Consider the following 12,265-nt stretch of genomic DNA (forward strand, 5'->3'; position numbering starts at 1 on the left):
GCCGAACGAGCGTGCCGCTCAGCCGCCGTCCCCCGGCTCCTCCGCCTCGGGCGGGGTCGCGTCCTGGAGGTCGTTCCGGAAGCCCTCGGGCAGCTGCACCTTCTGCCGTCCGCCCTTCTTGCCGCGCTTGACGCGCATGGCAGTCGGCGGAAAGGCCATCTCCGGATCGCCTTCGTCGAGAATCGCGTCGAGCTCGGAGAGCGAGTCGATCCGGATCAGCTTGTCGCGCATCTTGGTCGAGCCCGGGAAGCCCTTGGTGTACCAGGTCGCGTGCTTTCGAAAGTCGCGGATGCCGATCCGCTCGGTCACCCATTCGCAGAGGAGGCGTGCGTGGGTGCGCATCGTCTCGATCACTTCGCCGAAGTTCGGCGGGTCCGGCGGCGCAACGCCTGCGAAGACGGCAGCGAGATCGCGGAAGAGCCACGGGCGACCGAGACAGCCGCGCCCGACGACCACGCCGTCGCAGCCGGTCGCGCGCATCATGCGAAGGGCATCGTAGGCTTCCCAGATGTCGCCGTTGCCGAAGACGGGGATCGAATCGACGGCCTGCTTGAGCTCGCCGATCGCGTTCCAGTCGGCCTCGCCGTCGTAGAGCTGGGCAGCGGTCCGAGCGTGGAGGGCGATGGCCTTCACGCCTTCGGCCTCGGCGATCCGGCCGGTTTCGAGGAAGGTCATCCAGTCGTCGTCGATCCCCATGCGGAACTTGATCGTGACGGGGATGTCGCCCGCGTTCTTCACGGCGGCGCGCACGATCGATTCGAGGAGCCGCGGCTTGGCCGGAATCGCTGCGCCGCCCCCCTTTCGCGTGACCTTGCGGACCGGGCATCCGAAGTTCATGTCGATGTGATCGACGCGGTCCTCGCCGACGAGGAGCTTCGTCGCCTCGCCGACGTAGTGTGGGTCGACGCCGTAGAGCTGGAGGCTGCGCGGGCTCTCGTCGGGATCGAACTCGGCGAGGTGCATCGTCTTCGCGTTCCGCTCGACCAGCGCCCGGGCCGTGATCATCTCGGAGACGTAGAGCCCGGCGCCGAAGCTTCGGCAGAGGCGCCGGAAGGGCGCGTTCGTGATCCCGGCCATCGGCGCGAGGACGACCGGCGGGTCCGCCAGGATCGGGCCGAGGGAGACCGGTGCGAACTCGCCGGGGGCGGCGGGCGCGACGTCGCGGTTGATCTCGCTTACGTAGGTGGGGTCCAAGTCGGCATTCCAGCGCACAGGCAGGCGGGTAGATACCACGCCTCGGGCGTCCCGTGAATCGCGGTCGGCGCACGGACGCCCACGAGGCCGTCGCCCGTGGGGTCGCGCGCCGTCGTGTATGCGATCGGTCCGGCCGCCGGGCCCGTCGCTTGCCCCGAGCGCCGATCCGGGCTCTCTTCTGCCCATGAAGCGACTGCCGCCGTTCCTGCTCGTGTGGACCCTTCTCCTCCTGCCGTCCGCCCCGACGCAGGCGCAGGTCGGGCTCTTCCCGACCGAGGTCGAGCGGGTCGACGTGATCGTGATCGAGCGGGACGGTCGCGAACTCTACGCCTTCGATTCGGTGACGGGCGGACGCGTGACCGCGCGACTCGAAGTCGCCGAGGAGGTTCTCTTCCAGGCGAGTCGAGGGCGGGTCGCCGTCGTCGTGACCGATCGACGGGCGCTCGGGGTGACGCCGGGCCGCGACTGGAGCGAGCTCCGGTTCCGGATCGAGGAGTCGCCTGCGGCGTCGGTCCTGGTCGAAGACCGGCTGGCCCTCCTGGTCTCGAATCGCCGCGTGCTCGCGTTCAACGGTCTGGATGGTTGGGTCGAGGAGGCGTTCTCGCCCAACGAGGTCGCGACGGCGGTCCGGGTCGGAACGGCCGTCGGTGTGGTCACGACCAATCGCCGTGCGCTCGGGATCGCGCCTCGTCTGCGGAGGTTCGCGTCGGAGGCGCTGCAGCTGCGCGAAGGCCTCGAGGCGGTGACGGCGCAGGATACGCTGGTGACGATCCGGACCGCGCGTCGCATCCTCGTCTTCTCCGCGCCGCGTGGGACGTGGACGACACAGAAGCGTCTGCTGCGCTGACTCGGAATGCGCTCGTTCGGGTGCGTTCCGCGTCGTGCGTTCGGGCGCGGGCTGCCCGGAGCGCCTCGAACTCGAGGGGCTCGACGATCTTCGAGGCGCCCCGTGCCTCGCGCTTCGGGTCCAGCCGGATCCCCGTCGCGTCGCCCACGCGATCGAGACCGTCGAAGCAGCCGACGATCGAAGCCGCCTGGGCCGTGGCGCTTTCGCCGACCGCGGGGATCAGGGTCCGTGCGCCGCCGGGTCCGCCGCTCAGACGGCCTCGATTCGGGCCACCCGCCAGTCGCGTCCCGCGCGGCTCTGCGCCTGGGTGCGCGCGCCGGCTTCGCTGTTCGAACGGACCTGGAGCGTCTTGCTCTGGGGCCGGTCGAAGCGAATCAGGCGGACGCGGTAGGACCGCATCTGCGTGTCCCAGGTCCGGGGCATCGCTGCGGCGGGCTCGTTCGTCTCGTTCAGGTCCAGGGTGTGCTGCTCATCCATCGCATCGTCCTCCGATGCATCTGGGTCGTCGGAGCCCCGCTCCGGGGACCGTCGATCTACCCACCGACGCCCCTTTGCTTCCGCTCTGCCGATCTGCGAGGTGCCGTTCCCCGCGGGCCAGACTCGAGCCGCGGGAGCCCCGAGGTTCCCCCGCTTGACGATTGCGGCGAATGGCCCACTCTACGCCGCACCCCCCCACAGATCGCTCCACACAGGAGCCCGCCGCCGCGGACCGCGCGTCTCGAACGCCTGCAGAGCCGGCCTCCAGGGGTCCGCGCCGAGCATCGCCCGACTCGTGCGAAGCGCCCGTGCGCGCGGAGTCCGACGTCCGACGGACCGCAACCTGCGGAAGGGCTGGGAACATGGCCGCCAAGAAGAAAGCCGCGAAGAAGAAGGCCGCTGCGAAGCCCAACGGCTCCGGCGGGAAGAAGGACGTCAAGTACGACGAGAAGGCGATCCAGACCCTGGACGCCCTCGAGCACATCCGGCTGCGGACCGGCATGTACATCGGCCGCCTCGGCGACGGCACGAATCCCGTCGACGGCATCTACGTGATGATGAAGGAAGTGATCGACAACTCGATCGACGAATTCATCATGGGCGAAGGCAAGAAGATCGAGATCTCCCGCGACGACAAGACCGTCGAGGTCCGGGACTTCGGTCGCGGCATTCCCCTCGGCAAGGTCGTCGAGTGCGTGAGCCAGATCAATACCGGCGGCAAGTACAACGACGACGTCTTCCAGTTCTCCGTCGGCCTGAACGGCGTCGGCACCAAGGCGGTCAACGCGCTCTCGTCGGACTTCGAGGTGAAGAGCGTCCGCGACGGCAAGTACAAGCAGGCGAGCTTCGTCCGCGGGAAGCTCAAGAAGGAGAAGGGTGGGAAGTCGAGCGAGCCGAACGGGACCTACATCCGCTTCACCCCGGACGAGGAGATCTTCGGCGACTACGCCTTCCAGGAAAACTTCATCGAGCACCGCCTCCGCTACTACGCCTACCTGAATCGCGGTCTCAAGCTCCAGTACAACTGCCCGCCGCGGAAGGACACGTTCCAGTCGAAGGCCGGCCTGAAGGATCTGCTCCTCGACGAGCTCGGGGAAGCGCAGCCGCTCTACGAGATCGCGACCGGGGACGGGGACCACTTCGAGATGGCCTTCACCCACGGCAACGCCTACGGCGAGTCCTATTTCTCGTTCGTGAACGGCCAGTACACGAACGACGGCGGGACCCATCAAAGTGCGTTTCGCGAAGGCTTGCTCAAGGGCGTGAACGAGTTCTCGAAGAAGAGCTACGCGGGCGAGGACGTGCGCGACGGAATCGTCGCGGCCATCAGCGTGAAGCTCCAGGATCCCGTCTTCGAGAGCCAGACGAAGAACAAGCTCGGTTCCGCCGACGTACGGAGCTGGCTCGTTCCCGCGGTCAAGGACCAGGTGATCCGCTGGCTCCACGCCAACAAGAACGAGGCGAAGGTCCTCCTCGAGAAGGTCGCCCTCAACGAGAAGGTCCGGAAGGAGCTCTCGGCGATCAAGAAGGATGCCCGGGAGCGCGCCAAGAAGGTCGCGATCCGGATCCCGAAGCTCACCGACTGCAAGTTCCACTACGACGATCCGAAGGCGAAGCGCCGCGAGGACACGACGATCTTCCTCTCCGAGGGCGACTCGGCGGCGGGCGTAATGGTCCCGACCCGCGACGTGTACACCCAGGCGATCTTCTCGCTCAAGGGCAAGCCCCTCAACTGCTACGGGCTGAAGCGCGATGCGATCTACAAAAACGAAGAGCTCTACAACATCATGCGCGCCCTCGGAATCGAGGAGAGCCTCGAAGGGCTTCGGTACAACCGCGTCGTGATCGCGACCGACGCCGACGTCGACGGGATGCACATCCGCAATCTGCTGCTCACGTTCTTCCTCCGGTACTTCGAGGATCTCGTCCTGAAGGGGCACGTCTACATTCTCGAGACGCCGCTTTTTCGCGTCCGGAACAAGAAAGAAACGCGCTACTGCTACACCGACGCCGAGCGCGACGAAGCACTCGAGGCGATCAAGGGTCCGGAGGTCACCCGGTTCAAGGGCCTCGGCGAGATCAGCCCCAAGGAGTTCGGCCAGTTCATCGGCGACGGAATTCGACTCGTGCAGGTCAGCGTCGGCTCGATGGGTGAGGTCGAGAAGAGTCTCGACTTCTTCATGGGCAAGAACACGCCGGCCCGCAAAGAATTCATCGTGGACAACCTTGCTACGGACGTTCTTTGAACGTCCTTCGCAACATCGTCCACGACGATCGTGAGACTCTTTTCCTTGCGGTCGTCTGAGCTTGCTCGATGGAGTGGAAGAGGCCAGTTCGGCGCACCCTGGGTCGGGACGCCATGCATCTTGTTCGCGGCGCTCGTCGCTGCTGATTCGAGGGGAATGAATCGATGAGCCAACTCGAGAGCTTGATGAAGGACCACTTCATCGAGTACGCGAGCTACTTCATCCTCGATCGCGCGATCCCGGAGCTCCGAGACGGTCTGAAGCCCGTCCAGCGCCGGATCATGCACACGCTGTTCAAGATGAACGACGGCCGCTTCCACAAGGTGGCCAACGTCATCGGCGACACGATGAAGCTCCATCCGCACGGGGACGCGTCGATCGGCGATGCGCTCGTGGTCCTGGCGAACAAGGACTACTTCATCGAGCGCCAGGGGAATTTCGGCAACGTCCTGACGGGCCACCCCGCCGCCGCGCCGCGCTACATCGAGTGCCGACTGACCGATCTGGCGCTCGAGACCATGTTCCATCCGGCGCTCACCGAGTTCGTCGACTCCTACGACGGTCGAAACCAGGAGCCCGTCGTCCTCCCGACCAAGCTCCCGGTCATCCTGATGACCGGCACGGAAGGGATCGCGGTCGGGATGTCGACCAAGATCCTGCCCCACAACCTGCCGGAGATCTGGGCGGCGCAGATCGCGATCCTCAAGAAGAAGAAGTTCAAGCTCTTCCCGGATTTTCCGCAGGGCGGTCTGATGGACGTCTCCGCCTACGAGGACGGTGCGGGCAAGGTCGACCTTCGGGCGAAGATCGAGTCGCGCGACAAGAAGACGGTCGTGATCCGTGAGATCCCCTTCGGCACGACGACCGAGAGCCTGATCGCCTCGATCGAGGCGGCGGTCCAGAAGGGGCGCGTCAAGCTCTCGTCGATCGACGACTTCACGACCGACAAGGTCGAGATCGAGCTCTCGATCGCCCGCGGCTCCGACGCCAAGGAAGTCATCCCGCAGCTCTACGCCTACACGGACTGCTCGGTCTCGGTTTCCTCCAACCTCGTCGTGATCGACGACCGGAAGCCCATGCAGCTCTCGGTCACCGAGATCGCGAAGGCCTTGACCGAGCAGCTCAAGAAGCAGCTCAAGGCCGAGCTCGAGTACGACCGGGAGCAGCTGATCGATCGCAAGCACTGGCTGACGCTCGAGCAGATCTTCGTCGAGAAGCGCGTCTACAAGCAGATCGAGAACAAGAAGACCGCGGACGGCGTTCGCAAGGCCGTCTGGGACGGGATGCAGAAGCACAAGCGTCTCTTCGTCCGTCCGATGGTCGACGAGGACATCTCGAGGCTCCTCGAAGTCCGCATCCGCCGGATCTCCGCCTACGACATCGAGCGCAATCGCCAGGAAATCGCGGACATCAACAAGAAGATCAAGGAGATCGAGCGCAAGCTGAAGAACATGGTCAAGACGACCGTGGACTATCTCGAGGGGATGATCGAGAAGTACGGTGAGCAGTACCCGCGCCGCACGCAGATCACGGAGATCCAGCAGGTCGACAAGAAGGCCGTCGCGCGCCAGAACCTGCGCCTCTCCTACGACAAGAAGTCGAGCTTCTTCGGGACCGACGTCCGCGGCGACCAGTTCAAGATGACGGTCTCGGAGTTCGAGCACGTGCTGGGGATCGCGAAGGACGGGACCTATCGGATCATGAACGCGCCGGAGAAGGTCCTCTTCACGGGCCCCATGATCTACGCCGAGCTCTTCGACCCGGAGCAGGGCACGGAGTTCATCGTCGTCTACCGCGACAAGAAGAAGATGGCCTTTGCCAAGAAGATCAAGATCGAGAAGTTCATCCGGAACCGCGAGTACCGCCTGATCAAGGAAAAGGGGGGGCGGGTCGACCTCTTGCTGGGCCCCGACGAGCTCGGCACGGTCCACATGGATTTCGTCCCCGCGAAACGGCAGCGCCTCAAAGAAGCGGACTTCGACCTCGGCGGCCTAGAGTGGACCAGTCCGACGGCGCGGGGCGTGCGGATGGCGCCCAAGCCCGTCGGCAAGGTCAAGTTCCTGCCAGCGCCCGAGGGCGACGGCGGCGCCAGGAAGAAGGGCGCGACGAAGAAGGCCGCCGGTACGAAGGCGGCGAGCGGCAAGGCGAAGAAGGATGGCAAGCAGGGCGATCTCTTCTAGGGCGGGGGCGAGGCGGATGTTGGAGGTCTCACTCGTCGCAGCGCTCGTCCTGGGGATCCTCGTATTCGTCGCGTGCAACCGCGCCGACCGCGCCAAGGACTTCGCGGCAGCGGGTCCCGGGCTCGGGATGCAGTTCTCGGACGATCTGCCGGAAGACGCGGCGGCGGCGATTCGCGCGATACCCTCGGTCGCGCGGCGGACACGGAACTTCTTTCCGAGGGTGCTCGCGAACCCCGAGGCGATGGTCTTCGACTGGGTCTGGCAGGACGACCGCCTGAAGGACCGCAACCGCGGGACGCAGACGGTGGTGGCGCTCCGTCGGCCCGGAGCGGCGATGCCGGGGTTTCTGCTCGCGGAGAAGGCGGCGATCACGCGTGAGGACGCGCGGGCCGCGGGAGACGAGGTCGCGTTCACGTCTCCGGATCGATGGCTCGATCGATACGCCCTCCACGGCGAGGACAAGGAGGCGCTCCGGCGGCTCTTTCCCGAAGCGGCGCGCGAGGCGCTCACGACTCTAGCGGGTCTCCGCCTGGAGGGAGCCGGAGAGTGGGTGATCGTGTACGGACCCGAGCGCGACGTGGACCCGACGTCGTTCACGACGGAGCTCGCCACGGCGCGGGCGCTGGTGGAAAGCTGGGTCTCGCCGCCGACGGGATCTCAGTAGCGATTCCGCTGGTCCCGCGCGCGTAGATCCGCGGGCGGAGGAGCAGAAGCATGTGGAAGCGGTTGGGCATCGGATTCGCGCTGATCGTGGGCGTCCCTTTCTTCGTCGGCGTGGCGTTCCTGCTCGAAGCCCATCTCGAGCTGCGCGGCCTCGAAGTGCCGCTTCCGAGCGAGGCGGAGCGCGCCGCGTTCGCGGCCTCCGAGCCGGGACCGGTCTCGATCACCTGGCTCGAGAGCGGCCGCCAGCGACGGAGCGACGGTCTCTCGTCGACGACCGGGAGCTTCCTGCTCGGCTGGCCCGACGGACGCGAGTTCCTGATCGATGTCGGAATGACGGCGGATGGCATGCTCGAATTCGGCGCGGCCCTGGAGGTGGCGATGGACGCGGGTCCGATCCAGGTATTCGGTTCGGCGGGGGCCCAGCTCGGTCCCTCGGCCGAGCGGGTCGCAGGCGTCGGATTCAGCCATCTCCATCACGATCACACGGATGGCGCCGCCGAGCTCTGCCTCGCCCGGGACGGCGCGCCGCTCCCGATGGCCTGGGTACCGGATCAGGCGGAGCGCGGCAACTACACGACGGATCCCGGGCGGGCGCGACTGGACGACGCGACCTGCCTCGAGCCCGTGCGTCTCGCGCCCTCGAGCGCGGAGAGCGCGCTCCACCCGGTTCCGGGGCTCCCGGGACTCGCCGCGTTCACCGCGGGCGGGCACACCCCCGGCAGCACGGTCTTCGTCGCGCGCCTGCCGAACCGGATCGTGTACTTCGCAGGCGACATCACCAACGAGCGCCCACGTCTGCTCGCCAACGAAGGCAAGGGGTTCGTCTACAGCTACCTGATGGTGCCCGAGAACACCGGACGGCTCGACGTGCTCCGGCGATGGCTCGCCTCCCGACACGCCGAGGCGGACACCTTCGTCGTCGTGTCCCACGACCTCGAGGGGATGGCCGAAGCGGGGATTGCCCTGCCGGTCCGGTGATCGGGGCTAGCGGCCGATGTGCTCCAGGAGGAACTCCCGGAGCGCCTTGAAGTACCTGATCCGATCCTGGCTTCGCGCGAAGCCGTGTCCGGTCCGAGCCAGCTCGATCGTTCGGACAGGCGTGCCTTCGAGCTCGAGCGCGATCTTCATTCGGACGAGATGGTCCCAGTCGACGCGGCGATCCCATCGGCCGTGCGCCAGCAGGACCGGGATCCGGATCTTCTCGGCGTTGTATGCGGGGGAGTACTCGACCTGCTCGACGTAGTCTTCGTCGGGATTTCCGACGCGCTCTTTCATCCCCTCGACCAACCGTTCGCCCAGGAAGACGTCGTCGTTGTTGAACATCAGCGCGATGTCAGAGACACCCATGAGCGAGCTGGCGCACCGGTACGCCTCGGGCCGGCGCACGACGAGCATGAGCGCCGAGTATCCGCCGTAGCTGGCACCGTGGGTACAGATCCGATCGCCGTCGACCAACCCGCTCGACACGACCTGGTCGATGGCGGCTTCGATGTCGTCCTCGATTCCGCGACCCCATTGACGATTCCCGGCTTTCTCGAAGCGGGTGCCTCGTCCACCGGAACCGCGGTAGTTTACGCGCAAGATCGCGTAGCCCATCCTCGCTAGGTACTGGACGTCGGTGTTGTAGGTCAGCTGATCCGCCACGCCGATCGGTCCGCCATGAGGCATGACGACGAGCGGGGGTGTCCCCTTCATTCTCGGAGGGAGGGTGAGGAAGGCCGTTACCTCGATTCCGTCCGTCGATGCCACCCGGAAGCTCCGGCTCTGCGCGAGGATGTTGTTGTCGAGCCAGGGGCGGATCCGTCCGATCTCCTCGACATCGCCGCTCTCGATATCCAGCACGTAGAACCCCCCCCGGATCACCGGGCGGCGATACCTGGACGGAGACCACTCGCCCGTCGAGTGAGCGACCCGTGACCATCGGCCTCCGACCGGGGAAGGCGCGGTCGAGCGCGTCTCGTAGGAGTCCGTCGTTCGTCTCGAAGTAGTCCTGCCGGATCTCGCCCTCTTCGATGAAGGTCACGCCGAGGATTCCGCTACCGGAACCGTCATAGAGGACCGAGATGAGATCGGCCGTCGGATGCTCGTAGACGATGCGACCCACCTCGTCGTTCTCCGGGTCGTACGCGTAGAGGCCGTAGCGGTCGTCGTCCGGTTTGGTGGCCACGAGCATCGCGTCTCCCTCGCTCGTGAAGCCCATGGGTACCAGGTCGAGCTCGTAGATCTTCTCCTCGTCGGTCACCGTTCGCGCGATTCGCCAACTGGTCTCGCCTCGATTCCGGTACCGGATCCGCAGTACGAGTGGATCGTTGCCGATCGTGATGGCGCCGCGGATTTCGCCGCGCCCGTCCGAGAGCCAGCTGATCACGTCTTCGTCGAATGACGCGACGGGTTCTCGCCGCTCCTCGGATTCGGGCCTCGTCCAACGCCGCCAAACCTTGTTCGTCACTTCGAGGTCCGCGTAGGGGACGCGATAGACGGCGCGACCACGCTCGAAGGGTTGGAAGAGCAGCTCGCCCTTCACCTGCGTGAGCGCATCGACGACCCGGCCCGTCGTATTGACGTCGATCCTCTCGAACGCGAGGGGATCGTCGCCCCCGCTGAACGCGACCAGGCCGTAGAAGGTGCGCCTCGCCGTCGCGATCTTCGAGTTCGCATCCCAGCCGAGGAGGAGCGTGTCTTCATCGGACCACTCGAGATGGCTGAGGATGCAGGAGTCCAGATGGGCGCACGGAGCGAACTCCCAGACGATCCGGTCGTCGCCGCTTTCGAGATCGACGACCGCGGCTCGAGGCCCCTTGCGTTCGCGTCGATAGACGGCCACGCGTTTCCCGTTCGGGCTCACCCGCGCGAGAAAGTGATAGGGGTCGGAGAAGAGTTCGCTCACCGAGGCGAGGACCTTCACCTCGCTGGCCGTCGCGGGGACGACCGTCGTCATGAGAACGAGCACGAGAAGGAGTCGAAGGAGCGCGCTTCGTGCCCGGCGAGGCTCAGGGCTTCGCATCGTCGCCTCCTGACTCCGCGGATGCCTCGGCCCGGAGACGCTTGAGCCGCGTCGAGTAGTAGTTCAGGAAGTTGTCGCGTCGCCTCCCCGTGTAGCTCGCCGGATGTTCGAGGAGGAGCCAATCGGCTTCGTCGAGAAGCTTCTCGGCGATCTGTCCGCTCCGGTTCATGGTGAAGCTCATGAGCCGGAAACCGTCGCGAAACACGATCAGTCGGCCGGGGTAGTTGACCTCCCCTTCGTGCACGGTGAATTCGAGGAACGGGTTCTCGTCGTTCAGGTCGACCTCGAAGGGGACCATCTTTCCCCGACGCGGGTACCCCATGATCTCGACCCGGCGGAAGCGGTAGTCGCCCGCTTCGACCGCGATCAGCTTGAGAGAGTTTCCTTGCGGAAGATCTTCGATGCTGAACTTCCGGCCGGAGTCGCTCGTCGGCGCGACCCAGAGACGCGGGACGTCGTGGCTCAGCTGCATGTCGAGGAGCACGAAACCCTGGCCGGGTCCGAGTGCATGCTCCGTCTCGATCGGGCGCAGCGCGACTCGGAGCGTGCTCGCGGAGGTTCCGGCGCAGCTCGCGATCGAGAGAAGCGCCAGTGCACCCGACAGAGAGAGCCACCGGCGGAAGAGAACGCTGCGCATACGTCGATCATAGGCGGTCGAAGAGGCTGGCCATTGAACCGAGTTAAGCGCCCCGGCTGATCGCGAATCCCGACGAGGGCCTCGCGGCGGGGGCGGCGCCTGGTCGGGCCGATCGGGTCGAGGGCGAGAGAACGACCGTCTCCTGGCCCTCAGGGCCCCGACAGCCGATTCCGCTTGACTTTTCTTTCGATATTTCGATAGATATAAAAATATGGAAAAGCAAGACGTTCTCAGCGCCCTCGCAGCCCTCGCTCAGGAGACCCGGCTCGACGTGTTCCTGCGCCTCGTCCAGGCGGGGCCCGCCGGAATGCCCGCGGGCCAGCTGGCGAGCGAGCTCGGGGCGTCCCCCGCGACGCTCTCCTTCCACCTGAAGGAGCTGCGAAATGCGCGCCTCGTCCACTCGGCGCGTGAGGGAAGGTCGATCCGGTACGCGCCGGATTTCGCCGTCATCCAGGACATGGTCGGCTTCCTCGGAGACAACTGTTGCCGCGACTCGCCGTGTGACGCCGAGCTCGCGACGGATCTCGATCACTGAACGCCCGTCGGCGTCCAGGACGCCGCTCGAAAGGAACGAACATGAGACTGCAGCTCGCACTCAACGTGAACGACATCGACCAGGCGGTCGAGTTCTACTCGAAGCTCTTCGATGCGGAGCCCGCGAAGCGCAAGCCGGGCTACGCGAACTTCGCGATCGCCAACCCGCCGCTCAAGCTGGTGCTCTTCGAGGTGAAGGACGCTCCAGAGCGTCTCAACCACCTGGGGGTCGAGGTCTTCGAGGCCGAGGACGTGACCGCGGCGACGGAGCGTCTCAAGGCCGCCGGACTCGCCGATCTCGTCGAAGACGAAGCGACCTGCTGCTATGCGAAGCAGGACAAGGTCTGGGCGGTCGAGCCCCAGGGCCTGCGCTGGGAGTGGTATCGCGTCCTCGAGGACAGCGAGACCTTCGGCGAGGACGCGACCGGCGTCGTGGAGACCGAGGAGACGCCGAAGCCGCGGATCGAAGCCTGCTGCTAGACC

The 12,265-nt window shown here is 66.0% G+C and carries 11 protein-coding genes; 7 read left to right on the forward strand and 4 right to left on the reverse strand.

Annotated elements, in window-relative coordinates:
* Positions 1–18: 18 nt before the first annotated feature.
* Positions 19–1,194: a tRNA dihydrouridine synthase DusB gene (gene dusB / locus NXI30_07460; GenBank protein ID MCR9094037.1), complete on the reverse strand. Its 1,176-nt coding sequence runs from the start codon at positions 1,192–1,194 to the stop codon at positions 19–21.
* A gap of 184 nt (positions 1,195–1,378) precedes the next feature.
* On the opposite strand from dusB, the gene NXI30_07465 reads away from it, so the two are divergent.
* Complete coding sequence (locus NXI30_07465) at positions 1,379–2,041, forward strand: hypothetical protein (protein MCR9094038.1); 663 nt, start codon at positions 1,379–1,381, stop codon at positions 2,039–2,041.
* 249 nt (positions 2,042–2,290) lie between these two features.
* On the opposite strand, the gene NXI30_07470 is transcribed toward NXI30_07465, so the two are convergent.
* The gene (locus NXI30_07470) at positions 2,291–2,518 is read right to left on the reverse strand and encodes a hypothetical protein (GenBank protein MCR9094039.1); all 228 of its coding nucleotides are present in this window, start codon (positions 2,516–2,518) and stop codon (positions 2,291–2,293) included.
* 362 nt (positions 2,519–2,880) lie between these two features.
* On the opposite strand from NXI30_07470, the gene NXI30_07475 reads away from it, so the two are divergent.
* The 4 genes from NXI30_07475 to NXI30_07490 all read left to right on the forward strand — a co-directional run bounded on the left by NXI30_07475 (position 2,881) and on the right by NXI30_07490 (position 8,585).
* Complete coding sequence (locus NXI30_07475) at positions 2,881–4,764, forward strand: type IIA DNA topoisomerase subunit B (protein MCR9094040.1); 1,884 nt, start codon at positions 2,881–2,883, stop codon at positions 4,762–4,764.
* A gap of 164 nt (positions 4,765–4,928) precedes the next feature.
* Positions 4,929–6,944: a DNA topoisomerase IV subunit A gene (locus tag NXI30_07480; protein ID MCR9094041.1), complete on the forward strand. Its 2,016-nt coding sequence runs from the start codon at positions 4,929–4,931 to the stop codon at positions 6,942–6,944.
* A gap of 16 nt (positions 6,945–6,960) precedes the next feature.
* Positions 6,961–7,608 carry a hypothetical protein gene (locus NXI30_07485; protein ID MCR9094042.1) on the forward strand — a complete coding sequence of 216 codons (648 nt, stop codon included), beginning with the start codon at positions 6,961–6,963 and terminating at the stop codon, positions 7,606–7,608.
* A gap of 50 nt (positions 7,609–7,658) precedes the next feature.
* Positions 7,659–8,585 carry an MBL fold metallo-hydrolase gene (locus tag NXI30_07490; protein MCR9094043.1) on the forward strand — a complete coding sequence of 309 codons (927 nt, stop codon included), beginning with the start codon at positions 7,659–7,661 and terminating at the stop codon, positions 8,583–8,585.
* Positions 8,586–8,591: 6 nt separating this feature from the next.
* On the opposite strand, the gene NXI30_07495 is transcribed toward NXI30_07490, so the two are convergent.
* On the reverse strand, positions 8,592–9,470 hold the full coding sequence (locus tag NXI30_07495) for a prolyl oligopeptidase family serine peptidase (GenBank protein MCR9094044.1): 879 nt from the start codon (positions 9,468–9,470) through the stop codon (positions 8,592–8,594).
* Positions 9,471–10,597: 1,127 nt separating this feature from the next.
* Complete coding sequence (locus NXI30_07500; protein MCR9094045.1) at positions 10,598–11,248, reverse strand: hypothetical protein; 651 nt, start codon at positions 11,246–11,248, stop codon at positions 10,598–10,600.
* Positions 11,249–11,459: 211 nt separating this feature from the next.
* On the opposite strand from NXI30_07500, the gene NXI30_07505 reads away from it, so the two are divergent.
* The gene (locus NXI30_07505; protein ID MCR9094046.1) at positions 11,460–11,783 is read left to right on the forward strand and encodes a metalloregulator ArsR/SmtB family transcription factor; all 324 of its coding nucleotides are present in this window, start codon (positions 11,460–11,462) and stop codon (positions 11,781–11,783) included.
* Positions 11,784–11,824: 41 nt separating this feature from the next.
* Positions 11,825–12,262 (forward strand): VOC family protein, encoded by a 438-nt coding sequence (locus NXI30_07510; GenBank protein MCR9094047.1) that lies wholly within the window; start codon positions 11,825–11,827, stop codon positions 12,260–12,262.
* Positions 12,263–12,265: the final 3 nt, after the last annotated feature.

It is taken from the genome of bacterium, assembly GCA_024742285.1.
Classification (GTDB): Bacteria; Myxococcota_A; UBA9160; order UBA9160; family UBA4427; genus UBA4427.